A 25,879-nucleotide genomic window follows, 5' to 3' on the forward strand; every position below is an offset into this window, starting at 1 on the left:
GATCGTTCCGAAAATTGTGGCGTCGTCGCGACGTATCGGCGTAAAGTACCCGTAATCCGAAACCACACGTTCCGTTTCCGATTCATGCGCGACGTCACACAACTCGAACCCGCCGAGCATGCCGGCGATGAAGCGCGGACACTTCGTCCGCTTGCCGTGCTCGAACAACTGGCCGCCGCTGGCCACGCGTACACGCTGTCGCAGCTTGCGGCGCGCGTGCGCATTCCCAAGGCCACACTGCTCCGACTGATCGATTCGCTCGAAGCGCAAGGCTATGTCACCCACATGCCCGACTCGCGCGGCACCGATCGCGGCATCGCGCTCGGACCGCGCGCCGCCCAGCTTGCGCTCGCCACGCTCGCGAACAACTCGTTCACGCGCGCCTGCCGGTCGATCCTGCGCTCGCTCGTCGACGTGATCGGCGAGAGTTGCAATCTCACCGCGCTCGACGGCGATACGGTCCTTTATATAGAGCGCGTCGAGACGGCCGAGCCGCTGCGTCTGCACATGCAGGCCGGCATGCGCGTGCCGCTGCACTGCACCGCAAGCGGCAAGCTGTTTCTCTCCCAGATGTCGCTCGCCGAGCGCCGCCAGATTCTCGGCCGCCTCGCGCTCACGAAGAAAACCAATCGCACGCTGACCGACCGGTCGTTGCTGGAAGCCGAACTCGACCGGCTCGCCGCGCGCGGGATCGGCATCGATAACGAGGAGTTCGTGCTGGGCATGGTCGCGGTCGCGGTGCCTATCATCGAAGCCGCGACCGGACGCGCGCTCGCCTGCCTCGCCGCGCATGCGCCGACCGCGCGCGCGGACCTGAACGATCTGCTAAAAGCCGTTCCGCAGATGCGCGAAACCGCCGTGAAGCTCGCAACGCTCATCGATACATCCGATGGACTGACGCTCATGGCGCGCCATCGCAACGCATCAAGCTAACTCCGCTCTTCCCCGAATTTGCCCGACGAAGGCCGCCGCACGGGCCTTCGCAGCGATCCGTGATCGTCGCACCGCCCAAAAAATTCCGATTTTTTTAGAGACGTTTCATTCCGTTTATTTGAAAAATAGGTTGACGGCGAAATTCGCTCGTCCTAGGATGTCATCACGATACATATTCCGGAACCCAACGTTCCGTTTTATTTTTACCCGGAGACATTCATGAGCGAGCACGACCAAGCACGTCCTTCCAAGACCACCGTCGCCGCCAGCGCGACACCGAGCGGTCCGCAGGCGATGACCCCGTCCGAAGCATTTGTCGAAACGCTCGCCGCCAATGGCGTGACCGAGATGTTCGGCATCATGGGTTCGGCATTCATGGACGCGATGGACATCTTCGCGCCCGCCGGCATCCGCCTGATTCCCGTCGTGCACGAACAGGGCGCGGGCCATATGGCCGACGGTTATTCGCGCGTGTCGGGCCGTCACGGTGTCGTGATTGGTCAGAATGGCCCGGGTATCAGCAATTGCGTGACGGCCATCGCGGCGGCGTACTGGGCGCATAGCCCCGTCGTGATCGTCACGCCGGAAGCCGGCACGATGGGCATCGGCCTCGGCGGATTTCAGGAGGCGAAGCAACTGCCGATGTTCCAGGAATTCACGAAGTATCAAGGCCACGTCACGCATCCGGCGCGCATGGCCGAATTCACCGCGCGCTGCTTCGACCGCGCGATGTCGGAGATGGGTCCGACGCAACTCAATATTCCGCGCGACTACTTCTATGGTCAGGTGAAGGTCGAGATTCCGAAGCCGCAGCGTCTCGATCGCGGTCCCGGCGGCGACCAGAGCCTGAATGAGGCGGCCCATCTGCTCGCGCAAGCCAAATTCCCCGTCATCATCTCGGGCGGCGGCGTGGTGATGTCGGATGCGATCGAGGAATGCAAGGCGCTCGCCGAGCGTCTGGGCGCGCCGGTCGTCAACAGCTATCTGCATAACGACTCGTTCCCGGCGAATCATTCGCTGTGGTGTGGCCCGCTCGGCTATCAGGGCTCGAAGGCTGCGATGAAGCTGCTCAGCCAGGCCGATGTCGTCATCGCGCTCGGCTCGCGTCTCGGACCGTTCGGCACGCTGCCGCAGCACGGTCTCGACTACTGGCCGAAGGAAGCGAAGGTTATCCAGATCGACGCGGATCACAAGATGCTCGGTCTCGTGAAGAAAATTTCCGTCGGCATTTGCGGCGATGCGAAGGCGACCGCCATCGCGCTGACGCAACGTCTCGCAGACTGCAAGCTCGATTGCGACGCGACGAAGGATGCGCGCGCGAAGACCATCGCCGCTGAAAAAGCCGCGTGGGAAAAAGAACTCGACGACTGGACGCACGAGCGCGACGCGTACAGCCTCGACATGATCGAAGAGCAGAAGAGCGAGAAGCCTTTCAGCGGCGGTCAGTATCTGCATCCGCGTCAGGTGTTGCGCGAGCTTGAAAAGGCGATGCCGGAAGACGTGATGGTGTCGACGGACATCGGCAACATCAACTCGGTGGCGAACAGCTATCTGCGTTTCAACAAGCCGCGCAGCTTCTTTGCCGCGATGAGCTGGGGCAACTGCGGTTATGCGTTCCCGACGATTATCGGCGCGAAGGTGGCGGCGCCGCATCGTCCGGCCGTTTCGTATGCGGGCGATGGCGCGTGGGGCATGAGCCTGATGGAAACCATGACGTGCGTGCGTCATAACATTCCGGTAACGGCTGTCGTGTTCCATAACCGCCAGTGGGGCGCGGAGAAGAAGAATCAGGTGGACTTCTATAACCGCCGCTTCGTTGCGGGCGAACTCGACAATCAAAGCTTCGCCGAGATCGCGAAGGCGATGGGCGCGGAAGGCATTGTCGTCGACAAGCTGGAGGACGTGGGACCGGCACTGAAGAAGGCCATCGACCTGCAGATGAATCACGGCAAGACGACGATCATCGAAATCATGTGTACGCGTGAGCTCGGCGATCCGTTCCGCCGCGATGCGCTCGCGAAGCCGGTGCGCATGCTCGACAAGTACAAGGATTACGTTTAAGTCCTTGCACACGCCGCTCCGCACCTTGGGAGCGGCGTTTTCCGACCGACCGCCAAGAACCCACCCAGAACACGCCATGAAAGCCATGCATCGCATCATCGATCAGGCTCGCGACCTGCCGATGCGCATCGTCCTCTCCGAAGCCGAAGACGCGCGCGTGCTTCAGGCGGCGCAACGCGCCCACGCGGAAGGCATCGCGCGCATCGTACTCGTCGGCGCGAAAGCGCGTGCTTATCGAGTCGCGGATGACGCGGGCATCGATCTCGAAGGCATCGAGGTGATCGATCCTTCTGAATCGTCGCTTGGCGAACGCTTTGCAGAAGAGCTTTTTGCGTTGCGCGAGAAGAAGGGCATGACGCCCGATCAGGCGCGCGCCGCCGTGCGCGAGCCGCTGTGCTTCGCGAACCTGATGGTGCGTATGGGCGAAGCCGACGGCTCCGTGTCGGGCGCGGTCAACACGACGGCGGATGTCGTGCGCAACGCGATTCAGATCATCGGCATTCGTCCGTCGTTCAAACTCGTTTCCAGCTTCTTTCTAATGATGCTGTGCGAACCGTTTCATACGATGAAAGGCGGTCTCGTCTTTTCCGATTGCGCGCTCGTGGTCGAACCGAATGCGGAGCAACTCGCCGAAATCGCGATGGCCGCCGCCGACAGCGCGCGCAGTCTGCTGATGGAAGATGCGCGTGTCGCAATGCTGTCGTTTTCCACGAGCGGAAGCGCGCATCATGCGGCCGTCGATAAAGTTATCGATGCGACGCGGCGCGTAAAGGAAGCGCGGCCCGGCCTCGCGATCGATGGCGACGTTCAGCTCGACGCCGCGATCGTCGCCGAAATTGCGATGCGCAAGGTGCATCACTCGCAAATCGAAGGGCACGCGAACACGCTGATTTTCCCGAGTCTCGAAGCGGGAAACATCGGCTACAAGCTCGCGGAGCGCATCGGTGGCGCCAAGGCTATCGGGCCGTTGCTGCAAGGTCTTGCGAAGCCCGCCAACGATCTGTCGCGCGGCTGCAGCGCCGACGACATCTATCACGTGATCGCCGTGACTTGCGTGCAGGCGCAGGCAGCGCGGCATCACACGGCGTGAGTGCGCATCATGGATACGCGAGCCGATACCGACGCATTCGTTCAGCCTGAATCGACGGAAAGCACGCCGCTCGTCGATAGCGCCGCGCGCACCGACACGCCCACGCTGCGCGCATTCAGCGTGCTCGAACATCTGGTCGCGGCGAAGGGCGCGCTGTCGCTCGCGGAACTCGCCGGCATCATCGAGCAACCGAAGGCGTCGCTGCATCGCATGTTGCAATCGCTCGAAGCGGGCGGCTTCGTCGCGCGCGAGCCGGGCCAGAAGAACGCTTACGTGATCGGTCCGCGCCTCGAACGGCTTGGCGTCGACGTGATGATGCACAGCGGCGCGCGACGTCAGCGTCACGCGATTCTGGAGCGCCTCGTCGCCGATCTGGGCGAAACGTGCAACCTGGGCACGTTGCACGACACGCAGGTGCTCTACCTCGACCGCTGCGAATCGCCGTGGGCGCTGCGGCTGGAACTCAAGCCAGGCTCGCACGTTCCCGCGCATTGCAGCGCGAGCGGCAAGCTGCTTCTTTCGACAATGCCTCGCGATGACCGCGCCGCGTTGATTCGCGCGATGCGCCTCGAACGCTTCACGCCCAACACGTTCGACGATCCAAACCTGCTCGAAGCGGAACTGGATCGCATCGCGCACAAGGGCATTGCCGTCGACAACGAAGAGTTCGTGCTCGGCATCGCGTGCGTCGCCGTGCCGGTGTTCGATTCGCGTGGCAAATGCATCGCGGCCATCGCCGTGCATGGGCCGGTCTCGCGCATGGCCTTGTCGCGCGCGCTCACCTTCGTGCCGCGCTTGCAGGAAGCCGCCGCCGATCTCACGGCCACGTTCTGACGCATCGCAACATCGTTACTTCGTTTTCCGAATCAAATTTCGCGACTCAGGGACAACCCGAATCCCCTCTTGCTTCTGAATCGGATTTCGCAGTTTCCGTTTCACTTTCGCGAACTTCCGCGCTTTTTTCTTGGCTTCCTTGTCCGCTTCTTCCACATTGAACGAAACGCAAACGAAGCGATTCGTTCCAAAAGAAGACTTCAGGAGACAGGCGTCATGCAGCAGGAAGTCGATTACGTCATCGTCGGTGCGGGCTCGGCAGGTTGCGTGCTCGCCAACCGTTTGAGCGCCGACCCGTCCAACACGGTGCTGCTGCTCGAAGCGGGCGGCCGCGATACGAGCCCGTGGATTCATATTCCCGTCGGCTACTTCAAAACGATGCACGATCCCGAGCTCGACTGGTGCTATCGCACGGAGCCGGACAATGCCGTTGCCGGGCGCAGCATCGACTGGCCGCGCGGCAAGGTGCTCGGCGGCTCCAGCTCGCTCAACGGGCTGCTTTATGTGCGCGGTCAGCACGAGGATTACGATCGATGGGCCGAACTCGGCAACGCGGGATGGAGCTTCAAGGACGTGCTGCCCTACTTCCGGAAATCGGAAGATCAGGAGCACGGCGCGAGCGAATATCACGGTGCGGGCGGCCCTTTGAAGGTATCGGACCTGCGCTTGCGCCGTCCGATCGCCGATCACTTCATCGCGGCGGCGCAGGAAATCGGCATTCCCTTCAACGCCGATTACAACGGTGCGACGCAGGAAGGCGTCGGTTACTTTCAGCAGACGGCCTACAAGGGCCTTCGGTGGAGCACCGCGAAGGGCTTTCTCAAACCGGTGCGCGACCGGCGCAATCTTGTAGTAGAGACGCGTGCGCAGACACGGAAGGTGCTGTTCAACGGCAAGGAAGCGACCGGCATCGAGTACCTGCATGAAGGCGTCGTGAAGACGGTTCGTGCGCGCGTCGAAGTGATTCTCGCGGCCGGCGCGATCGGCTCACCGCAGATCTTGCAGAACTCGGGTGTGGGGCCTACGAGCGTGCTGAACGATGCGGGCGTGCAAGTCAGGCACGAACTGCCGGGCGTCGGCCGGAATTTGCAGGATCATCTGCAAGTGCGGCTCGTCTTCAAGACGCGCGAGCGCACGTTGAACGACGAGGTCAACAGTCCGCTCAAGAAAGCGCTCGTCGGCCTGCAATATGCAATCTCGCGCACCGGGCCGCTTACGCTCGCGGCCAGCCAGGTCGTGATCTTCACGCGCTCGTCGCCGGACGTCGCGCGTCCCGACATCCAGTTTCATATGCAACCACTTTCCGCCGATAAGCCCGGCCAGGGCGCGCATCCGTTTTCGGCGTTCACGTCTTCGGTGTGTCAATTGCGCCCGTATAGCCGTGGCAGCGTGGAGATTCGCTCGAACGATCCGCTTCGATATCCCGCGATCCACGCGAATTATCTTTCCGACGAGCGCGATCATCCCGTCGTGATCGGCGGCATCAAAGTAGCGCGGCGCATTGCGGCCGCGCCGTCGCTGGTCAAGCACATCGTGTCGGAGTTCATTCCCGGTTCGGGGTACCGGTCCGACGCCGATCTGCTCGACGTCGCTCGCAAGTTCAGCCAGTCGATCTATCACCCGGCGGGCACGTGCAAGATGGGCAGCGATGCGCTCGCGGTCGTCGACGAACGTCTGAAGGTGCGCGGCATCGGACGCCTGCGCGTGGTCGATGCGTCGATCATGCCGGAGCTCGTATCGGGCAACACGAATGCGCCTGTCATCATGATCGCGGAAAAAGCCGCCGACATGATTCTCGAAGACCAGCGCTATCAGCAGGTCACACGCGTAGAAGACGCACCGCAAGTCGTTGTGGAAAAGCCAACGGCCCATACAGGCCAGAGAGACTGAGCACAAGTCTCACACCCATCACGGAGACAAACCATGAACGCACTGCCCCGAACCGATGGCAAACAAATGAGAAAGGTGGTCGTCGCGAGCTTGATTGGCGCGACGATCGAGTGGTACGACTTCTTTCTATACGGCGTGGTCGCCGGCATCGTCTTCAACAAGCTTTATTTTCCGAGCGGCGATCCGCTCATCTCGACGATGCTCGCTTATGGCACCTTCGCCGTCGGCTTTCTCAGCCGGCCTTTAGGCGGCGTGATCTTCGGTCATTTCGGCGATCGCGTCGGCAGAAAGAGCATGCTCGTGATGACGCTGACGATCATGGGCGTCGCGACGGTGTTGATCGGAATGGTGCCCACGTATGCGCAAATCGGCATCTGGGCGCCATTGCTGTTGTTGTTGCTGCGCGTGCTGCAAGGCATCGGTCTGGGCGGCGAATGGGGCGGCGCCGTGCTCATGGCGTTCGAATACGCGCCCGAGAACAAGCGCGGTTTTTACGCGAGCATTCCGCAGATCGGTCTTGCGCTCGGCTTGTGTCTTTCGTCGGGTGTCGTCGCGGGGCTGTCTCTCACCTTGACCGACGCGCAGTTTCTCGCGTGGGGCTGGCGACTCGCGTTCTTCCTGTCGTTCGCGCTCGTGGCCATCGGCATGTATATCCGGTTGAACGTGATGGAAACGCCGGAGTTCGCGCGCATTCAGAAGACCGGCAGCGAGGCGCGCATGCCGATCGTCGACGTGATCACCAAGTATCCCGGCAACACGATAGCGGGCATGGGCGCGCGATTCATCGATGGCGTGTTCTTCAACGTGTTCGGCGTGTTCTCCATTTCGTATCTCACGGGAACGCTGCATCTGCCACGCACGGATGCGCTGCTCGGCGTGATGGTCGCCGCATTCGTGATGATCTTCACGATTCCGTTCTTCGGGCGGCTTTCGGATCGCATCGGACGGGCGCGCATCTACTTCTGGGGATCGCTCGCGACCGGGCTTTCCGCGTTCTTCGGCTTCTGGCTCATGAAGAACAGCGGCGGCAATACGATGCTCGCGTGGCTCGCGGTCGTGATTCCGTTGGGCGTCGTTTATGCATCGATCTATGGTCCGGAAGCCGCGCTCTTCTCCGAGCTATTCGATGCGAAAGTGCGCTACTCGGGCATCTCGTTCGTGTATCAGTTCTCGGGCATTTTCGCGAGCGGCATCAGCCCGATCGTTGCGACGTGGCTGTTGCAGCGCAATGGCGGCGATCCGTGGATGATCGCGGGATATTGCCTCGCAGCGGGGATCATCAGCGCGATGTCGGCCGCGTGGCTCGGGTTGCGGCAGAGGCGGGAGATGGCGTTTTCGGTGGGCTGATCGTCTTCGCGAGAAGAATCGATAGCCGCCGCGCCGAAGCATCGGCGCGGCGGTTTTTTTGGTCGTGCTGGCAAGCGTTGCAACCCGCACGTTATATTTGAAGATCAATAGAACATTCAGGAGACGTGCATGCCCACCCGCCCAACCGCGATGCTTTGGGCGCAGCTCTTCGAGCGCTCGCGGGTCTCGGGAATGAGCCTGCAAAACCAGATCCGCCAGATGATCGTCAACGCGATCCTGAGCGGCCATATCGCGCCCGATTCCGCCTTGCCTTCCAGTCGCGAACTCGCCGATCAACTCAACGTTTCGCGCAATACCGTCGTGCTCGCCTATCAGCAACTGGTCGAGGAAGGCTATCTCGTGTCGCGCGAGCGCAGCGGCCATTTCGTGAATCCGGCAACCGACGAATTGCAGCGCAGCTTCACCGCGACGGGAATCGCGGATGCGCCGAGCATCGAGACGCAGCAAGGGCATCCCGACTGGAGCGCGCGTATCAGACACGCGCCGTCGCATCAGCGCAATATCGTCAAGCCGTCGAACTGGCAAAGCTACGAATATCCCTTCATTTACGGGCAATTCGACACCGAGCTGTTCCCGACGAGCGACTGGCGCGAGAGCTGCATGCACGGTTTATCGGTGATGGAAATCCGCAACTGGGCGCCCGATCTGATCGAGCGCGACGACGAGACGCTGGTCGAACAGATACGCACGCGCGTGCTGCCGCGCCGTGGCGTGTTCGCGATGCCCGAAGAGATCGTCGTCACGAACGGCTGCCAGCAGGCGCTGTATCTGATCGGCGCGCTGTTGTGCGGCACGCAGACGAAAGTCGGCATGGAGAACCCCGGCTATCCCGACGCGCGCAACATCTTCCAGCATCACGGCGCGCAGATCGTGCCGCTCGAAGTGGATGAAGACGGCGCTGTAATCGACGATGAAAGCGTGATCGCGCCTTGCGACTACGTGTACGTCACGCCAAGCCATCAATGCCCCACGACCGTGACCATGCCGATCGAGCGGCGGCGCAGATTGCTGGATCTATCGGTGAAGCACGATTTCATCGTCGTCGAAGATGACTACGAGAGCGAGAACACGTTCTCGGGCACGCCGCATCCGGCATTGAAGAGCCTGGATACGGCGGAGCGCGTTGTGTATATCGGTTCGTTGTCGAAGACGCTCGCGCCGGGTTTGCGGCTCGGTTATATCGTCGCGCCGCGCACGTTGATACGCGAATTGCGCGCACTGCGTCGATTGATGATCCGGCATCCGGCCGCATACATCCAACGCGCATTCGCGACCTTTCTCGCGCTGGGGCATCACGACACGTTGTTACGCAAGCTCGGACGCGTCTACAAGGAACGCGCCGAAGTGCTGATGGATGCGCTCGCCACGCATCTGCCGGAGTTGCGCGCGTCGAACGTGACAGGCGGTGCGTCGTGCTGGGTCGAAGGACCGCCGTGGCTCGACGCGACGCGCCTCGCGAAAGACGCGCAAGCGCTCGGCGTGCTCATCGAACCGGGCAGCGTGTTCTTCGCCGATCCCGCCGACGGTCAGCGATGCTTTCGCATGGGCTTTTCAGCGATACGCGCCGAGCTGATCGAGCCCGGCGTGCGGGCGCTCGCTCAAGTCGTGCAGCAGCGGCGCCCTTGAGGCCCAAGCGTGGCTACTTCCACGGCGCCATCGCGTGAAAAACGCCATCGCGCCGCACGAGCGCATGAAACAGCGCGGCAGCAAGATGCACGACGATCAGCGCGAAGAAGCACAACGCAAGAAACCTGTGCGCATTCCAGAGCAGCGTGTGCAACGAATTGCTGTGCGGCAGAAGCGACGGCAAGCGCAAGCCGCATATCACGACCGGATAATCCGCCGCGGACAACATCCCGTAGCCGAGCAGCGGCAACGCGATCATCAACGCGTAGAACGCATAGTGCGAGAGATACGCGGCGAGCTTCATCGGCTCGGGCATGTTGGCGGGCAACGGCGGCGCACCGCGCGTGATTCTCACCGCGAGACGAATCAACGCGAGCACGAGTATCGCGATGCCGAGCGGCTTGTGGATCGACACGAGCGTCAGATAGTCCGGTCGCACCGTCGACACCATGCCGACGCCGATGAACAGCATCGCAAGAATGCAGATCGCCATGATCCAGTGCAGGGCGCGTTGCAGCGGCGAGAACCGCTCGTTGATCGCGTTCATGGCTTGGCTCCTTGCGCGGGCGTGTGCGGATAATCCTTGTCCTCGGCGGTGCGTCGATTGAACGACACGGAATACGCGGCCGAGCGCGCGGCGGGGAACGGATCGTCCGATACGCGCATGCCCGACGGCAGCACGGTCGGATCGAAGTTGAGATCGCGGCACGGGCCGTCCGGCTCCGCCTCGATCGTCTTCACCACGAGCGTGCCCACTTCCACCGTATGCCGGTCTTCCGGCCACGCCTTGCTCGGATCGGCGGTCGGGTCGCCCGGATTCGCGACGGTGACGGCCATCGCCCAGCGTTGCGGCGCGCTTTGCACGCGCTGCGTGATCTCGGCATCGAGAAAATTCGCGCCCTTCTGCTTCAACTCGTCCGGCGTCAGGTTCTCGGGCTTCGCAGCCGGAATGAACGACCAGCGCACCGTCTGATCCTGTCCATCCGCGTTCGTGAAGACGAAGCTGTTGAGGCTGTTGTAGCGCTCGTCCGCATACGAGGCGGTCCACGGCGCGCCGCCGGCCCACGCGCCGAACGCGGCGATCTCCGGATGCGCGGTGGCGAACTTCTGCATCGACTCGGGATCGCTCTTGTTCGCGAGCGCGCGTTGCAGGTCGAAAAACGCCTGCGGAGTCGCGACGGGGAAGAACGGGGCATCGATCATCGCGGAGCGCCACTCGCTTGCGTCGGGCATCACGATACGCAGGCTCAGGCCGCGCACGCGCGCCATTGCGTCGGATGCTTTGGGGTCGGGCGTCGCGAGATTGAAGCGCCCCGTGACGGGATAGGTGCCCGGCGTGAACATTTTCGCTTTGGAGAGCGCCGCGCCCGAGCCGTTCGATTCGAAATCGCCGGTAAAGCAGATTCCTTTCGCGTGATTGCGCCTGAAGCCCGGCACCGCGCCGCCGGGAGGCGCGAGGCTGCCGACGATCTTCGCCGGCGTAAGGCGATTCGGCGTGAGCCAGCCCGCCGTGTAGGCAAAGGCCGCGACCAGCACGGCGACGATGGCCGCGATGAGAATCAGAGCGGGTAGAGGCGAACGCGGGGAGGCGGATTTGTCAGTCACCGTAGTCTCTCGATCAACGATTCTGTTGCACGGTAATCTAGCAGCGTGACGCAAATCGTGCCAGCAACGCGCAAAATTCGCAGATACCCCCGCTTCGCGGGCTTCCGAGGCGCCGCGAAATCCCGCGTTCGATGTCGACCGAAATGAAAGGAAGTTATGACCTGCCGATAGCTGCTTGCGGTTTATGTCGCTGTTATCGCAAGTTGAGCCATTGCTTTAATGCGGGATCGCTTCTTATCGAGTCTTCGAGCAATCCGGTTCTCAAAGTTCTGCCTTCGGTGTTCAAGTGGAGATCGGTGTTCAGAAACATCTGGCGCTTGAATAGAAGCTGGTTTCGTTCGTCGAGCACGGTTCCGAGTGGCGAAATCGCGGTGGCGAATTGCCTCGATGCCTCTTTTACTCTGTCCGCGCGCGTCGTGCTGGTTTGCACGTATGGCGTGTTGGCGAAGTAGACCGCCACGCCCTTGTCGTGCATCGCCCGGACGAATCTTTTCAGAACGAGAAAGCTATCCGGACACACTTCGGTTTCCTGCTCCGCCGATTCAGGACGCCCGGTGTAATACGAGCCATCGATCTGCTGCATATTGCCCAATCCATCGAGGTGATACGCGGAATAGGCGAATGCCGTCGGCGGCGGCGCATCGAGAAATCTCGTCACGATTTCCTGATCGTGAAACGCGCGAAGCCGGTCTTCGATGGATTTCGGAAACCACGTCTCGCGAATCCGTGCCTGCGCCAGTTCGAAAAGAAGTCCCGGACCCATCGATGTTATCGCGTCGATCCGCCGGAATATCGACCACGTCCGCCAGCGCTCGTGATCCCAGGCTATGGCGTTGCGCGCTCTCCATGTGGCGCTTTCCTTGTTTGCATCGTCGCAATAGTATTCCCGCTCCAGAGCGAGAATGACGGTGTCGTTGTTCTCGGCAACGGAAGTCACCTCGCCCAGAATCTCGTCAAGCGCAAGTCCCGCATGAAATCCGTAATTCAGCACAGGAATGCCGAGATCTTTGCTCAATTGCGTCGTGTCCACGCTGAACAGTACGTTCGAGCCAGCCGCTACGATCAGCTTTCGCTGACCTTTGTAGTGAAGCGCGATGCTCCGTTTTACGACCGTCATTTCCCGAACCCAGTACTCTCCGGCGATCGGCGCGGGCGCGAGCATCAAAGCCACTGAGAACCACGCGATCGCGATAATGGCCAGCGAAGTCGCAAAGATTTTCAGATACGTCATGGTCAGAACTCGAAATAGAGAAACTCCGACGGACCCGATGATCCAATAGCCAGAACCACGACGAAAAAGAGCAAGGCGGAAAGGCTCGCGGCCAGCAGCGTCGCATCGACCCGACGCGGCAACATCCTGTTCCAGATGCCCGTGAATGCCAGCGGCATGCTTCGCGCACGGTCGGCCGATCTATAGCTTTCCAGCAGACGCTGCAAGTTCGGGAAACCCCACACGAGAACCAAGCCGAAGAGCAACGTGATGAACACGATCGACGGCACGCCGACGGACGGCAGAAAGCCATCGAAACGTATCCTCGAATGCAGGGCGGAACCCGCGATGGCGGACACATGCTTTTCCAGTGAAGCGGGTATGGAAACGCCATGAAATCCCGCCATGCCCGCAAGCATGTTCCACGCGGTCTGAAAGTTATCGGCTCTGAAAAACACCCATCCCACCACGACAGCGAAGAATGTCAACGCGACGCCGGCGATTCGCGCGAATCGGCTTGAGGCCTTGATTCCAAGGCGCGGGGAAACGGCTCGCCAACCGTGGTTCACGATCAGATACGCGCCATGCAGTCCGCCCCACGCGATGAAGGTCCATCCTGCGCCGTGCCACAAGCCGCCCAGAAGCATCGTTATCATCAGATTGACGTAGCGGCGCGACGTGCCGCAGTTTCGGCTCCCGCCCAACGGAATGTATAAGTAATCTCGCAGAAACGCCGATAGCGTCATGTGCCAGCGCCGCCAGAAATCGATGATGCTGGCCGCCTTATAAGGCGAATCGAAGTTGATCGGCAATTTGACGTTGAAAAGCAGAGAGATACCCACGGCCATATCGCAATAGCCGGAAAAATCGAAATACAACTGCAGCGTGTAGGCAAGCGCGCCCGTCCAGGCTTCGAAGAAAGTAAGCGGCACGCCCGCGCTGGCCGCGCTGAAAAGCGGCACCGCGCCTTTGGCGAGGGTGTCCGCAATCAGGACTTTTTTCGCCAGGCCCAGCACGAAAACCGTCAACCCGGCGGAAATGTTCTCCGGATTGATCCGGAAGGTTTTTGGATTGCCGAACTGCGGCATCATCTGACTATGATGCAGCACCGGCCCGGCGATCAGATGAGGGAAATACGTGACGAACAAGAGATAGTTGATGAAGTTATATTCGCGAGCGACGCCGCGATAGACATCCACGAGAAAGGCTATCTGCGTGAACGTGAAAAACGAGATTCCCAGCGGCAAAATGATATCGAGGGCCGAAAGGTTAAGCCCCAGAAAATGATTCGATGAATCGATAAGAAAGTTCGCGTATTTATAGTACCCCAGCAGGCCGAGATTGAAAGTTATCGCGCCGATCAGAACCAGCTTCGCGTGGCCGCTTTTCGCTTTCTCGCTCTCCATGCCGATCCACCATGCGGCGGCATAGTTGAACATGATCGAGCCCAGCAAGAGCACGAGAAAGCGAGGCGTCCAGATTGCATAAAAGCAAAGCGACGCCAGCCCGAGCCACAAGGCGGCGAGTCGATGACTGTAACGGCCGAACAAAAACGCGCCGACGAAAACCACCGGAAGAAACGCGAAAAGAAACGAATAAGAATTAAACAGCATGCTCGGAACTCCGTGGCAAACGGCGTCACGTTCGTTGTCGGTCGAACAGCATGCTAGATGTTGAATCGAATGGCCGGCGGCGCTTGGCCGATGTCACCATCGCTTTGGCTGAAAGAAGAAAGGCACGCCGATAGCATCGCGAGAAAAATTCCTCCCCGCGCGCCTTCGTCCCGCCACGATCACGACAGGAACGTATCGGGCTAGCCGGCCTTCAGCACGCGCAAGGCCACCGCGCCCGCCGCCTCGCCTTCCGTCTGCTTCGCATCGCGCATCGACAGATAGCGCAAACAGCACACACGCAGAAACGACGCGAAGTTGGTGGGCGCCTCGCCGCGCAGCGCGATCAGTTCGTCGTAGAGCTTGACCGCGAACTGACTGGTCGTCAGATTTTCGCGCCCGGCGATTTCCTGCAGCACGTCCCAGAAGAGATTTTCGAGCCGGACCGTGGTGATCACGCCATGAATGCGCAGCGAACGCGTGCGCGATTCATAGGAGATCGGATCGGCGTTGATATACACCCGACACATGACGTTGGCCTCCAGGAAACGGGCCGTCATGCTCGCGCACGACGGCCAACCCAAAAAACTACGCTGCCGCGCATCTGCCGGCAATCGCTTCAAACCCTGCGCTGCTTCATCTGGCCGGCGATGTAGTCGGCCTGGCGGATCGCCAGCGTGACGATGGTGAGCGTCGGGTTCTCCGCCGCGCCCGTCGTGAACTGGCTGCCATCGGAGATAAACAGGTTCGACACTTCGTGCGCCTGGCCGTGCGAATTGCAGACGCCGTCGTCGGCCTTCGCGCTCATGCGCGCCGTCCCGAGATTGTGCGTGGACGGATACGGCGGCACGAGATACGTCGCCTTCGCGCCCGCCGCTTCGTACACCGCGCTGCCCTGCTTGTACGCGTGCTGGCGCATCGCTTCGTCGTTCGGATGATCGTCGAAGTGGACGTTCGGCACCGGCAAACCATACTGATCCTTCACGTCGGTGTTGAGCGTGATGCGGTTCGATTCGCGCGGCATGTCCTCGCCGACGATCCACATGCCCGCCGTGTACTGATACTGATCCATCGCCGCCGCGAAGTTCGGCCCCCACGAGCCCGGATCGAGAAACGCCGCATAGAACGGCAACCCGAGCGAAAGCGTCTCCATGTGATAGCCGCCCGCGAAGCCGCGCTTCGGATCGAACACGGATTCATCCTCGATGATGCCGGCCATCGTCGTGCCCTTGAACATCTCGACCTTGTCGTTGAACACAGCATAGACCGAGCCCGTGGTATGCCGCATGTAGTTGCGGCCGACCTGGCCCGAACCGTTCGCGAGGCCGTCGGGGAACTTGCTCGAATGCGAGTTGAGCAGGAGGCGCGGCGTCTCGATTGCATTGCCCGCCACCGCGACGACGCGCGCCTTCTGCCGCTGCAGCTTGCCGTCCTTGTCGTAATAGACGACGCCCGTCGCCTTGCCGCGCGCATCGTGCTCGATCTTCACCACGTGCGACTGCGGGCGCAATTCCATGCGGCCCGTCGCCTGCGCGCGCGGCAGTTCGGTGTAGAGCGTCGACCACTTCGCGCCCGTGCGGCAGCCCTGAAAGCAGAAACCGCGCTGAAAGCAGTGCGTGCGATCGTCGCGCACCGTGCTGTTGATCGCCATGTGGCCGGTGTTGCACTCCTTGTAGCCCATCTTCGTCGCGCCCGCCGACATCACCTTGAAGTTGTTGTTACCCGGCAGACCCGGCATGCCGTTCGTGCGCGTCACGCCCATCTTGTTCTCGGCGCGATGGTAGTACGGGTCGAGTTGCGCGCGCGTGACCGGCCAGTCGAGCAGATTGGCGCCCTGCACGTCGCCGTAAGTCGTCTTCGCCTTGAACTCGTGCGGCTGAATGCGCAGGCTCGCGCCGGCCCAGTGAACGGTGGTGCCGCCCACGGTCTTGCAGATCCACGCGGGCAGGTTCGGAAAGTCCTTCGCGACGCGCCACGTACCCGACGTCGTGCGATTGTCGAGCCACGAGAGCTGCTTGAACGCGCTCCATTCTTCCGTCGCGAAATCGCCCTGCGTGTGCATCGCGCCCGCCTCCAGCACGACCACGTCGACGCCCTTCTGCGCGAGTTCGTTGGCGAGCGTCCCGCCGCCCGCGCCGGAACCGATGATCACCACGACGTGATCGTCGTTGTGCCTGAACTGCACCTTGTTGTCCGTATACATGTCTGCCTCCGTTTTCCGTCGGATCGCTCGATTGGGTTAGCTGTCTTTCGGAATCGGGCCGCTGTCGGCCGCGGGCGGATCGGGCAGCCAGGTCAGGTTGTTGAAGCCCTGATAGAGATAGCCGCCGTCACCCTTCGACGCGCCGTAGCCGAAGTGCTCGTAGGCCAGCGGGTTGCTGTAAAGGGAGACGACGGCGGTGCTGCGGACCGTGTTGAAGAACGGCGTGCCCGCGAGCGCGGCGACGTCCCCCGCCTTGTCGATCGCGCCGCGTTTGGTCCAGTCGGAGCCGGCTTTGGCGTCGAGCTGCGCGACGCCGTCGGCGAGTTGCTGACGCGCGGCGGGATCGGCCTTCGCCTTGGCGTCGAGGTCCTTCACGACGAGCGCGTAGACGGCGTCGTCGAGTGTCGCGTGCGGATAGATTTGTCGCGTGACTTGCAGCAGCACCTCACCCTCATGCGTGCTCAAGCCCTGCATTTCGAGCGCCCACACGCGGCTCGGCGCGAGGCTCGCAAAAATCGACGTCGCGGCGATGGTGCCGACCAGCACGCCGGTGCCGCGCAGGAACTCCCGTCGCGTCAGCGCGATCTTCGGTGGAGCCGCGGCGATTTCATCATGCTCGTGATGATGTTCAACGTCGTGCGCGCGCCGCTGCGCGACGATCGGAATGATCGTGTCTCGCATGTCTCTCTCCTTGTGGGGCACTGCAGCAACTTAGTTATGTATATGGTCCCGCGTGGTGCAACTGCGACTACTCGTAATGCCCGTGACGTTCGAGAACTTCGATCTTGTAGCCGTCCGGGTCCTGAATGAAGAAGTAACGCGCGATGAGCGAACCGTCGTCGTTCTTGAATTCGCGCACGTCGTTGGGCGTGAGACCGAGGCCGATCAGACGCTCACGCTCCGCCTTCACGTCCGGCACGCTCACCGCGACGTGGCCGTAACCGTCGCCGTGCGTATAAGGCTCGGCGCGTCCCTTATTCCAGGTGAGTTCGAGTTCGGCGTGGGTTTCGTCGTTGCGCAGATAGGCAAGCGTGAAGTCCGGAAAGTCCAGCCGATGCGCGACGCCGAGGCCGAACGCCTTCTCGTAGAAATCGAGCGAACGTTGTAGGTCCTGCACGCGAATCATCGTGTGAATGAGCTTTGACATGAGCGCCTCCTCCTCGTGAAACAAGTGTAGGAAGCCTTGCGCGCAAAAGGTAATGGCCGGTTAAATCGGGTATAGGCGTTTCCCCGAGACCGACGCGGGCGCGCCGTTCGCTATGCGCGCAAACGAACATATCGGCGCGAAAGCGAAATGGTTTGCCGTCGAGTAATCGCTATGAAAGCATCCAGGTTCGCGCGAAAGCATCGAAACGCGCGACCTCTTCCGATTGCCACCGCGCGCTTTGCCCGAGTTCTTCGGCCACGATTCTGGCGACTTCGGGCGCGGCTTCGCGGGCGGCGGCGGCATCGAGAAACAACGCGCGATTGCGCCGCGCCAGCACATCTTCGACACAACGCGCGAGTTCCGCGCGGACCGCGAAGCGCGTCTGCGCCTCGGTCAGCCCGCTTGCCTTCACCAGCACGTTCTGCGCACCCGGCAGCCGCCCGATCAGCGCGGCATCGGAACCGTAGTGGCCGTGCTGCTCCGCCGTCGATCCGTGCAGCGGCAACGACGCGGTGCGGCACGGCGCGGCGGACAGCAGTTGCTTCGACACGGCGAGATCGATCACCTGCTGCGCCATCAGACGGTACGTGGTCCACTTGCCGCCCGTCACGGTGATCATGCCGGTCGCGTTCATTTCGATCGTATGCTCGCGCGACAACGACGCGGTCGACGCCGCGCCGTCGGCCTTCACGAGCGGACGAAGCCCCGCCCAGACGCTCAGGACATCGTCGCGCGTCGGCCTGACGGACAGATAGTCGGCAGCCGTCGCGAGGATGAAGTCGATATCCTCGTCGCTCGCGCGCGGGTCGAGCGGCAAATCGTGGCGCGGCGTGTCCGTCGTGCCGACGATCGCATGGCCGTGCCACGGCACCATGAACAGCACGCGCCCGTCCTTCGTTTTGGGCACGAGGATCGCGCTGTCGCTGCGCAGGAAGCGGCCCGGCAAGGTAAGGTGAACGCCCTGGCTCGGCGCGACGATCGGGCGCGCGCCAGGCTCCGCCATCGCGCGGATCGAATCGACCCAGACGCCCGTCGCGTTGACGACGCACCGCGCGTTCACCGCGAACCTGCCGCCGCTTTCGACGTCCTCCACTTCCAGCCGATGACGCCCCGCCGCGCGATCGAAGCTGACGCCGCGCACCGCGGCATTGTTCAGCGCCACGCCGCCGAGATCGAACAGCGTGCGCATCAGCGTGATGGCGAGACGCGCGTCGTCGAACTGACCATCGAAATAGAGCGTGCCGCCGCGCAAGGCGTGACCGTGCAGGGATTCGGCGAGCATCGGCGACTTCGCGCGGGTTTCGGCGAGATCGAGGCTGCGGCTCGCCCGCAGATTCAGCGAGCCCGCGAGCCAGTCGTAGATCTTGAGCCCCGCGCCGTACATGAGCTTGTCGCCGAGCCGATATGCCGGAACGATGAACCCGAGCGCCTGTACGAGATGCGACGCGTTGCGCGCGAGCAGTCCGCGCTCTCGCAACGCTTCGCGAACGAGCGGGATATTGCCCTGCGCGAGATAGCGCACGCCGCCGTGCACGAGTTTGGTGGCCTTGCTCGACGTGCCCTTCGCGAAATCGCGCGCTTCCAGAAGCAAGGTCCGATAACCGCGCGACGCCGCGTCGACGGCCGTGCCGAGACCGCTCGCGCCGCCGCCGATCACGACGACATCGAAGAGCGGCGTCTGGTCTGTTTCGCGCAGGAGCGCCGCGCGCTCGGGTGGCGTGTTCGTTTTCATTCGAGTGCAAGGATAAAACGTCGCTGGCTCATGCGGCCACTCCGGACAACCGGTTCAAATTATGTTCGAAAACGAATATTTACATTCGTTTGCAACCATACTAGCATCGGCCGGCGCCGACGGAAAGATGGCGACCCGCTCGCGCAGGCGCGTGCAAAAGCTGCAATCGGCGGATTTGACCGTACACTGCGCGCATCCGATAATTTTCATTTATTTGCGATTTCGCGCAGCTCGATGACATCCGACCATGCACTGAACGGCAGGCAACGCGCGCTGCTGGAGCGCGTCGCCCGAGACGGCTTCGCGACCATTGAAGACCTTGCGGCGCAATTCGAGGTCACGCCCCAGACCATTCGACGCGACGTCAACTGGTTATCCGACCGCAATCTCCTGCGCCGCTACCACGGCGGCGCGAGCGCGCTGACGAGTTCCGAGAACGCCGCCTACACGGCGCGTCAGCAGATGTTCCTCGACGAGAAGCGGCGCATCGCGAAGCGGGTCGCCGCCGAGATCCCGAATCACGCGACGCTCTTCATCAACCTCGGCACGACCACTGAGGAAGTGGCGCGCGCGCTGCGCCAGCATACGGGGCTGCGCGTCATCACGAACAACCTGAACGTGGCGAACATTCTCGCGGATGAGTCCGACGCGGAACTGATGGTCGCGGGCGGAAAGGTGCGCGCGCGCGACAAGGGCGTCGTGGGCGAGCAGGCCGTCGACTTTATCCGCATGTTCAAGGTGGACTTCGGGATCATCGGCATTTCGAGCATCGAGGAAGACGGCACGCTCAGAGACTTCGATATCGCGGAAGTGCGCGTGGCGCAGGCGATCATCGAGCAGTCGCGCACGGTGATTCTCGTCGCCGATCATTCGAAGTTCGGCCGCGCCGCGCTCGTGAAGCTCGGGCATCTCGATCAGATCGACGCACTCTTCACCGATGCCCCTCCGCCCGAGTGGATCGCGGAAAGTCTGGCCGCCGCCGACGTCGCGGTGCATGTCGCGGATTAGAACCCCGCGATCGGCGTGCCGTCTTTATGCACGAAGCGGCCATCGGCGTTGGCGCTCATCATGTCGACATCGGAGCAGGTCGTAAGATCGTCCTGCACGCGGCTGCCGACTTCGAGATACACCGCGATCCTCTCCGACCGGTTGATCATGTGATGACCGTTTCCCGTTCCCTTCGGAAACGCCGCGCAATCGCCCGCGCGCAATGTCGTCTCGCCGCCGTCTTCGATCAGCACCAGCTCGCCTTCGAGCACCTGAACGAACTCGTCTTCATGCGAATGCCAATGACGCTGACTCGACCAGCCGCCCGGCGGCAGGTGCATCAGATTCACGCCGAAATCGCTGAGACCGGCCGCATCGCCGAGACGCCGACGAGTGCGATCGGCGCAAGGCGCGTCGAAGGGCGGCGGGTATCCAGAACCCTTCATCGCGGGCACGGCGGCAAGGTCGATCTTCGGCATGACAGGCTCACGTGTTTTACGAACCGATGAAGCTTGAAGAAGAGAATGTCTCACACTTCGCCCGCATCGTCCCGAACACTACAATCGGGTACTTCCGCTGCACGCAAACGAGCACGAGGACGCAAACATGGCGCAAGCGCCGCGCATCGACCAGCAAGAAGACGGCAGCACGCAAAACGAACGCCGGTGGCTCACGACCGGCGGCCCCATTCTCTTTCTGCTTCTCTGGTCCGCCGGCTTTCCGATTGCGAAGACCGGCCTGCACTACGCCTCGCCGCTCACGTTTCTCTCGATACGCTTCGCGTTGAGCGTCGGCGTGCTGCTCGCGGTCTGCGCAATCAGACGCCCGCAGTGGCCGCGCAACGCGCGCGCGTGGCTGCATCTCGGCGTCGTCGGCTTTCTCGTGCAGGTGATGTACTTCGGGCTCAGTTATCTGTCTATGACCGCGGGCATCGCGACGTCCGTGCTCGCGCTCATCGTGTCCCTGCAACCGATTCTCGTCGGCGTGCTCGCACCGAAGTTCGTCGGCGAGCGAATCGGCATGCGCGGATGGATCGGCTTGCTGCTCGGGCTCGCGGGCGCGGCCGGCGTGATCGTCGCGCGCGGGCCGCTGCATGCGGCATCGCTCGGACCGGTGTTGCTGGCGATCGGCGCGCTCATCGGCATCACGGGCGCGATGCTCTATGAAAAGCGGCTCGGCACCGCGCAAGATCCGCTGACGTCGAATCTCGTGCAATACAGCGTCGGCTTTGTGTTCTGCGCGCCGATGGCGTTGCTCTTCGAGCACACGCAAGTGCACTGGACGCCGACGCTCGTCGCCACGCTCGCCTATCTCGTGATCGGCAATTCGCTGATCGCGATCACGCTGCTGCTCGCGATGACGCGTGCGGGCAAGGTCTCGCAAGTGGCGTCGCTGTTCTTTTTCGTGCCGCCCGCCGCCGCCGTGCTGTCCTACTTCTTTCTCGGCGAAGTGCTGCCGGAAGCCGCGTGGTGGGCGATGGGCGTCGCCGTGCTCGGCGTCGCCATCGCCACGTGGAAGCCGCGCACTTAGCGCCTCAATGCGAATGCTTCGGCACGTCCGCGCCACGGCATCCGACGAGAAAATCGAAGTCGCAGCCTTCATCGGCTTGCAGCACGTGCTCCACGTACAGCTTGCGATAACCCGTGCGATCCTCGGGAATCTCGGTCTTCGCCGCTGTCCACGCATCGAGGCGCGCGCGGATTTCATCGTCGCCGATGTCGATGCGTAGCACGCCGTTGTCGCAATCGAGTTCGATCCAGTCGCCGTCGCGCACGATCGCGAGCGGCCCGCCCGCGCGCGCTTCAGGCGCGACGTGCAGAACGACGGTGCCATACGCCGTGCCGCTCATGCGCGCATCCGACACGCGCACCATGTCCGTCACGCCTTCTGCGAGCAGCTTCGGCGGCAGGCCCATGTTGCCGACTTCCGCCATGCCCGGATAACCCTTCGGGCCGCAGTTCTTCATCACGAGCACGGAGTCCGCCGTGACATCGAGATCGGGATCGGCGATACGGCTCTTGTAATCGTCGAAGTTCTCGAACACGACCGCGCGGCCGCGATGTTTCAGCAGCGCGGCCGTCGCAGCCGATGGCTTCAGCACCGCGCCGTTCGGCGCGAGATTGCCGCGCAGCACGCACAGACCGCCATCGGCCACGAGCGGCTTGTCGAGCGGGCGAATCACCTCGTCGTTGTAGAGCGGCGCGTCCTTCACGTTCTCCCATAGCGTGTGGCCGTTCGCCGTGAGCGCATTCGGATGCGGAATCAGGTTCGCCTCGCCGAGACGCCGCAACACGGCAGGCAGGCCGCCCGCGTAATAAAACTCTTCCATCAGGAAGCGTCCCGAAGGCTGCAGGTCGACAAGCGTCGGCGTGCCGCGACCGATGCGCGTCCAGTCGTCGAGTTCGAGCTTCACGCCGATGCGGCCCGCGATCGCCTTCAGGTGAATCGCCGCATTCGTCGATCCGCCGATCGCCGCGTTTGCACGAATCGCGTTCTCGAACGCCTCGCGCGTGAGCAGCTTCGACAACCGCAAGTCTTCGAGCGCCATCTCGACGATGCGCATGCCCGACAGATGCGCGAGCACATAACGACGCGAGTCGACCGCCGGAATCGCGGCGTTGTGCGGCAGCGTGACGCCGAGCGCTTCGGCCATGCACGCCATCGTCGATGCGGTGCCCATCGTGTTGCAGGTGCCGGTCGAGCGCGACATGCCCGCTTCCGCCGACATGAACTCGTGGATCGAAATCTTGCCCGCCTTCACCTGCTCGCTGAGTTGCCACACGACCGTGCCCGAGCCGATGTCGCGCCCGTGGTGCTTGCCGTTGAGCATCGGGCCGCCGGAGACGACGATCGCGGGCACGTCGCAACTCGCCGCGCCCATGAGCAACGCGGGCGTCGTCTTGTCACAGCCGACGAGCAGCACGACCGCATCGACGGGATTGCCGCGTATCGCTTCCTCGACGTCCATGCTCGCGAGGTTGCGCGTGAACATCGCGGTGGGCCGCAGGTTCGACTCGCCGTTGGAGAACACCGGAAACTCGACGGGAAAACCGCCCGCTTCGTACACGCCGCGCTTCACATGCTCGGCGAGTTTGCGAAAGTGCGAATTGCACGGCGTTAGTTCGGACCACGTATTACATATCCCGATGATCGGCTTGCCCGCGAATTCGTGATCCGGAATGCCCTGGTTTTTCATCCAGCTCCGGTACATGAAACCGTTCTTGTCGGCGGTGCCGAACCACGCGGCCGAACGGAGCTTGGCTTTTGGGGCGCTCATGGCTTTGGTCACTCGGTGTCAAAGACGTATAAATAGCATGACTATATCGATAGGGCGTACCGGGAAAACGCTAATCGCAACGTCAAAACACTCTGCATATAGTTTGTCTATTGAAGTCAGCGCGCGGGCTTCGCATATCCCAATTACTAGTTCAAAACGCCGCGCTTTTCGAATCGCCCTCTCGCACACTGCTCGCAACGTCATTCGCGACGCTTCGCTCTTTCATTCATGAAAGCCGCGTGCGAATGACGTGTCGTGAAACCCAGTATCTGAACGCGATCGACGATGAGTCGACCCATCGACCAACGAAGAAACGACTGGAGGAAGACATGGCGGAGAATCGGGATGACGACGCAAAGGAAAGCAAGCTCATCAGCGCGGGCCGGCGCGGCATCATGCAGGGCGCGGGACTCGGCGCGGCGCTCTCGCTGCTGGGCGGCGTGGCTGGCGGCGGCGGTCTGATCTCGACCGCGCAAGCGGCCGAAGCGGCGTTTCCGCAGCACAAGAAATGGAAGATCGTGTTCGTGAATCACGTGACCACGAACCCGTTCTTCGTGCCGACGCAATACGGCATTCAGGATGCGTGCGCCATGTTCGGCATGGACTATCAATGGACCGGCTCGGCCACCTCCGATGCGGGCGAAATGGTGCGTGCCGTGAATTCCGCGATCGCCGCGAAAGCCGATGCTATCGCCGTGCCGATCGTCGATCCGAACGCATTCGACAAGCCGATTCAGGCCGCGCTCGACGCCGGCATTCCCGTGTTCGCTTACAACGCCGACGCGCCGCGCGGCAAGTCGAATCCGCGGCTCGCGTATATCGGTCAGGATCTGTATCTGTCGGGCTATCAGATGGGCGAGCGTATCGCGAGTCTGATCGACAGCGGCCTGGTCGCGCTCTTCATCGCGACGCCGGGACAGTTGAACATTCAGCCGCGTCTCGACGGCGCGAGCGATGCGATCAAGAAGTCCGGCAAGAAGATCGACATTCAGACCGTTGCGACGGGCGCGACCGTCAACGAAGAGCTGTCGAAGATCAAGTCGTTCTATCTCGGCCACCAGGACCTGAAGGGCATGTTCGCCGTCGATGCGGGCAGCACGCAAGGCGTCGCGCAAGTGATGAAGGAATCGAATCTGCCCTCGAAGGGCGTGCACGGCGGCGGCTTCGATCTGTTGCCGCAGACCATCCAGCTCATTCACGAAGGCTTCCTCGATTTCACCATCGATCAGCAGCCGTATGTGCAGGGCTTCTACACGGTAATGGAAGCGTTCGTGTTCCTCGCGTCGGGCGGGCTCGTCGGGCCGGCGAACATCAACACCGGTCTCAAGTTCGTGACCAAGGATACCGTCGAGCCGTACCTCAATACGTCGACGCGTTACGAAGGCAAGACCACCAAGCCGCAAATCGTGCCGATGAAAGGCGCGATCAAGTCCTGATGAATACGGTGAACGAACCTCGTAAAGCAACCACGCCCGCGCGGATCGCCAGTCCGCGCGGTGCGTGGGCGTCGCATTGGGCGCCCGAGTTGCGCATTCTGCTCGTGGCCGCGCTGCTCGCGGCCTACTTCCAGTTCGTCAACCACGACTTCCTGCTCAGCAACGCGAGCCTCGTCAACCTGTCGCAGTACATCGCGCCGGTCGCGATCATCGCGTTCGGCGAGATCATGCTGATGATCGGCGGCGACATCGATCTCTCGGCGGGCATGGTGTTCGCGTTCGCGCCGTTCATGATGGTGTTCGCGAACGATGCGGGCGCGCCGATGTGGCTCGCGGTGATCGCGGGCCTCGTCGCAGCGGCGATCATCGGCTTCGTGAACGGCGCGGTGACGGTGTTTCTGCGCCTGCCTTCGTTCGTGACGACGCTCGGCACGCTCTTTCTCATCAACGGCATCACGCTGACCGTCTCGCGCGGCACGCCCGCCGCAACGCCGGGCTCGCCCGGATTCGCCGCCGTGATGGGCGCGTGGGGTTATAGCGAGATCATCTGGACGGTGGCGATCGCGTTCGTCATGCATGTGCTGTTGCGGCATACGCGCTGGGGTCTGCATACGCAGGCGGCGGGCGCGAATCCGCTCGGCGCGAGCGAGGCGGGCATTCACGTGAACCGGCTGCGGCTCGGCAATTTCGTGCTCGCGGCGGTGCTCGCCGGCTTCACGGGCATTCTCGAAAGCTTTCGCATCACGTCGATCGATCCGCAAGCGGGCGGCAACCAGATCATGTTCCTCGCCGTCGCCGCTGCGGTGATCGGCGGCACGCCTTTGACGGGCGGCTCGGGCACGATCGTCGGCGGTTTGCTCGGTGCGGCGG

Annotated in this window: 22 protein-coding genes; 11 read left to right on the plus strand and 11 right to left on the minus strand. The window is 62.3% G+C overall.

Going from position 1 to position 25,879, the window contains the following annotated elements; all coding sequences use genetic code 11:
• The first annotated feature begins 84 nt into the window (after positions 1-84).
• From AWB82_RS16005 to pdxR, 7 genes are all read left to right on the plus strand, one after another.
• Positions 85-933, plus strand: coding sequence for an IclR family transcriptional regulator (locus tag AWB82_RS16005; protein WP_086968792.1), 849 nt, complete (start codon positions 85-87; stop codon positions 931-933).
• A gap of 219 nt (positions 934-1,152) precedes the next feature.
• Complete coding sequence (gene xsc, locus AWB82_RS16010) at positions 1,153-2,994, plus strand: sulfoacetaldehyde acetyltransferase (RefSeq protein ID WP_086968794.1); 1,842 nt, start codon at positions 1,153-1,155, stop codon at positions 2,992-2,994.
• Between the two features lie 76 nt (positions 2,995-3,070).
• Entirely contained in the window at positions 3,071-4,084 is a 1,014-nt protein-coding gene (gene pta / locus AWB82_RS16015) for a phosphate acetyltransferase (protein WP_086968796.1), read from the plus strand.
• A gap of 9 nt (positions 4,085-4,093) precedes the next feature.
• Positions 4,094-4,918, plus strand: a complete 825-nt coding sequence (locus tag AWB82_RS16020; protein WP_235023318.1) for an IclR family transcriptional regulator — start codon at positions 4,094-4,096, stop codon at positions 4,916-4,918.
• 216 nt (positions 4,919-5,134) lie between these two features.
• The gene (locus AWB82_RS16025) at positions 5,135-6,808 is read left to right on the plus strand and encodes a GMC family oxidoreductase (RefSeq protein WP_086968850.1); all 1,674 of its coding nucleotides are present in this window, start codon (positions 5,135-5,137) and stop codon (positions 6,806-6,808) included.
• Between the two features lie 42 nt (positions 6,809-6,850).
• On the plus strand, positions 6,851-8,155 hold the full coding sequence (locus AWB82_RS16030; RefSeq protein WP_407643006.1) for an MFS transporter: 1,305 nt from the start codon (positions 6,851-6,853) through the stop codon (positions 8,153-8,155).
• A 129-nt stretch (positions 8,156-8,284) separates the two neighbouring features.
• A complete protein-coding gene (gene pdxR / locus AWB82_RS16035) occupies positions 8,285-9,802 on the plus strand; it encodes a MocR-like pyridoxine biosynthesis transcription factor PdxR (protein WP_086968800.1) in 1,518 nt (505 codons plus the stop codon).
• Between the two features lie 13 nt (positions 9,803-9,815).
• Here pdxR and AWB82_RS16040 read toward each other — a convergent pair whose 3' ends face one another.
• The 9 genes from AWB82_RS16040 to AWB82_RS16080 all read right to left on the minus strand — a co-directional run bounded on the left by AWB82_RS16040 (position 9,816) and on the right by AWB82_RS16080 (position 19,309).
• Positions 9,816-10,349, minus strand: a complete 534-nt coding sequence (locus tag AWB82_RS16040; RefSeq protein ID WP_086968802.1) for a cytochrome b — start codon at positions 10,347-10,349, stop codon at positions 9,816-9,818.
• Positions 10,346-11,407 (minus strand): catalase family peroxidase, encoded by a 1,062-nt coding sequence (locus tag AWB82_RS16045; protein ID WP_086968804.1) that lies wholly within the window; start codon positions 11,405-11,407, stop codon positions 10,346-10,348. Before AWB82_RS16045 ends, AWB82_RS16040 begins: the two co-directional genes overlap by 4 nt.
• Positions 11,408-11,600: 193 nt before the next feature.
• Positions 11,601-12,638 carry a hypothetical protein gene (locus tag AWB82_RS16050; protein WP_086968807.1) on the minus strand — a complete coding sequence of 346 codons (1,038 nt, stop codon included), beginning with the start codon at positions 12,636-12,638 and terminating at the stop codon, positions 11,601-11,603.
• A gap of 2 nt (positions 12,639-12,640) precedes the next feature.
• The gene (locus AWB82_RS16055; protein WP_086968809.1) at positions 12,641-14,230 is read right to left on the minus strand and encodes an MBOAT family O-acyltransferase; all 1,590 of its coding nucleotides are present in this window, start codon (positions 14,228-14,230) and stop codon (positions 12,641-12,643) included.
• Positions 14,231-14,430: 200 nt separating this feature from the next.
• Positions 14,431-14,757, minus strand: a complete 327-nt coding sequence (locus AWB82_RS16060) for a ribbon-helix-helix domain-containing protein (RefSeq protein WP_086968811.1) — start codon at positions 14,755-14,757, stop codon at positions 14,431-14,433.
• An 89-nt stretch (positions 14,758-14,846) separates the two neighbouring features.
• Positions 14,847-16,430 (minus strand): GMC family oxidoreductase, encoded by a 1,584-nt coding sequence (locus AWB82_RS16065; protein WP_086968813.1) that lies wholly within the window; start codon positions 16,428-16,430, stop codon positions 14,847-14,849.
• A 36-nt stretch (positions 16,431-16,466) separates the two neighbouring features.
• Positions 16,467-17,111, minus strand: coding sequence for a twin-arginine translocation signal domain-containing protein (locus tag AWB82_RS16070; protein WP_086968815.1), 645 nt, complete (start codon positions 17,109-17,111; stop codon positions 16,467-16,469).
• Positions 17,112-17,178: 67 nt separating this feature from the next.
• A complete protein-coding gene (locus tag AWB82_RS16075) occupies positions 17,179-17,577 on the minus strand; it encodes a VOC family protein (protein ID WP_086968817.1) in 399 nt (132 codons plus the stop codon).
• A gap of 169 nt (positions 17,578-17,746) precedes the next feature.
• Positions 17,747-19,309, minus strand: a complete 1,563-nt coding sequence (locus AWB82_RS16080; RefSeq protein WP_086968819.1) for a glycerol-3-phosphate dehydrogenase/oxidase — start codon at positions 19,307-19,309, stop codon at positions 17,747-17,749.
• A gap of 234 nt (positions 19,310-19,543) precedes the next feature.
• Here AWB82_RS16080 and AWB82_RS16085 point away from each other — a divergent pair, with 234 nt between their 5' ends.
• Positions 19,544-20,317 (plus strand): DeoR/GlpR family DNA-binding transcription regulator, encoded by a 774-nt coding sequence (locus AWB82_RS16085; RefSeq protein ID WP_086968821.1) that lies wholly within the window; start codon positions 19,544-19,546, stop codon positions 20,315-20,317.
• Here AWB82_RS16085 and AWB82_RS16090 read toward each other — a convergent pair.
• Entirely contained in the window at positions 20,314-20,775 is a 462-nt protein-coding gene (locus AWB82_RS16090; RefSeq protein ID WP_086968823.1) for a cupin domain-containing protein, read from the minus strand. The two genes, AWB82_RS16085 and AWB82_RS16090, sit on opposite strands and share 4 nt — an antisense overlap.
• Before the next feature lie 127 nt (positions 20,776-20,902).
• Between AWB82_RS16090 and AWB82_RS16095 the strand changes: the two genes are divergently transcribed.
• Positions 20,903-21,826, plus strand: a complete 924-nt coding sequence (locus AWB82_RS16095; protein ID WP_086968825.1) for a DMT family transporter — start codon at positions 20,903-20,905, stop codon at positions 21,824-21,826.
• Between the two features lie 4 nt (positions 21,827-21,830).
• Here the strand turns inward: AWB82_RS16095 and AWB82_RS16100 are convergent, their stop codons facing one another.
• Positions 21,831-23,573, minus strand: a complete 1,743-nt coding sequence (locus AWB82_RS16100) for an IlvD/Edd family dehydratase (RefSeq protein ID WP_086968827.1) — start codon at positions 23,571-23,573, stop codon at positions 21,831-21,833.
• Between the two features lie 329 nt (positions 23,574-23,902).
• Here AWB82_RS16100 and AWB82_RS16105 point away from each other — a divergent pair, with 329 nt between their 5' ends.
• Entirely contained in the window at positions 23,903-25,009 is a 1,107-nt protein-coding gene (locus AWB82_RS16105) for a sugar ABC transporter substrate-binding protein (RefSeq protein WP_086968852.1), read from the plus strand.
• Positions 25,009-25,879: ABC transporter permease (locus AWB82_RS16110; protein ID WP_086968829.1), on the plus strand; the 871-nt coding region annotated here is incomplete at its 3' end. The genes AWB82_RS16105 and AWB82_RS16110, both read left to right, overlap by 1 nt.

Origin of the sequence: Caballeronia glebae, assembly GCF_001545035.1 — a bacterium.
GTDB classification, from domain to species: domain Bacteria; phylum Pseudomonadota; class Gammaproteobacteria; order Burkholderiales; family Burkholderiaceae; genus Caballeronia; species Caballeronia glebae.

Bases quoted from the DNA above. Each gene is read 5' to 3' on its own strand.
- AWB82_RS16005 (WP_086968792.1), top strand. From the start codon at position 85: ATGCGCGACGTCACACAACTCGAACCCGCCGAGCATGCCGGCGATGAA.
- xsc (WP_086968794.1), top strand. From the start codon at position 1,153: ATGAGCGAGCACGACCAAGCACGTCCTTCCAAGACCACCGTCGCCGCC.
- pta (WP_086968796.1), top strand. From the start codon at position 3,071: ATGAAAGCCATGCATCGCATCATCGATCAGGCTCGCGACCTGCCGATG.
- AWB82_RS16020 (WP_235023318.1), top strand. From the start codon at position 4,094: ATGGATACGCGAGCCGATACCGACGCATTCGTTCAGCCTGAATCGACG.
- AWB82_RS16025 (WP_086968850.1), top strand. From the start codon at position 5,135: ATGCAGCAGGAAGTCGATTACGTCATCGTCGGTGCGGGCTCGGCAGGT.
- pdxR (WP_086968800.1), top strand. From the start codon at position 8,285: ATGCCCACCCGCCCAACCGCGATGCTTTGGGCGCAGCTCTTCGAGCGC.
- AWB82_RS16040 (WP_086968802.1), bottom strand. From the start codon at position 10,349: ATGAACGCGATCAACGAGCGGTTCTCGCCGCTGCAACGCGCCCTGCAC.
- AWB82_RS16050 (WP_086968807.1), bottom strand. From the start codon at position 12,638: ATGACGTATCTGAAAATCTTTGCGACTTCGCTGGCCATTATCGCGATC.
- AWB82_RS16055 (WP_086968809.1), bottom strand. From the start codon at position 14,230: ATGCTGTTTAATTCTTATTCGTTTCTTTTCGCGTTTCTTCCGGTGGTT.
- AWB82_RS16060 (WP_086968811.1), bottom strand. From the start codon at position 14,757: ATGTGTCGGGTGTATATCAACGCCGATCCGATCTCCTATGAATCGCGC.
- AWB82_RS16065 (WP_086968813.1), bottom strand. From the start codon at position 16,430: ATGTATACGGACAACAAGGTGCAGTTCAGGCACAACGACGATCACGTC.
- AWB82_RS16070 (WP_086968815.1), bottom strand. From the start codon at position 17,111: ATGCGAGACACGATCATTCCGATCGTCGCGCAGCGGCGCGCGCACGAC.
- AWB82_RS16075 (WP_086968817.1), bottom strand. From the start codon at position 17,577: ATGTCAAAGCTCATTCACACGATGATTCGCGTGCAGGACCTACAACGT.
- AWB82_RS16080 (WP_086968819.1), bottom strand. From the start codon at position 19,309: ATGAAAACGAACACGCCACCCGAGCGCGCGGCGCTCCTGCGCGAAACA.
- AWB82_RS16085 (WP_086968821.1), top strand. From the start codon at position 19,544: ATGACATCCGACCATGCACTGAACGGCAGGCAACGCGCGCTGCTGGAG.
- AWB82_RS16090 (WP_086968823.1), bottom strand. From the start codon at position 20,775: ATGCCGAAGATCGACCTTGCCGCCGTGCCCGCGATGAAGGGTTCTGGA.
- AWB82_RS16095 (WP_086968825.1), top strand. From the start codon at position 20,903: ATGGCGCAAGCGCCGCGCATCGACCAGCAAGAAGACGGCAGCACGCAA.
- AWB82_RS16100 (WP_086968827.1), bottom strand. From the start codon at position 23,573: ATGAGCGCCCCAAAAGCCAAGCTCCGTTCGGCCGCGTGGTTCGGCACC.
- AWB82_RS16105 (WP_086968852.1), top strand. From the start codon at position 23,903: ATGGCGGAGAATCGGGATGACGACGCAAAGGAAAGCAAGCTCATCAGC.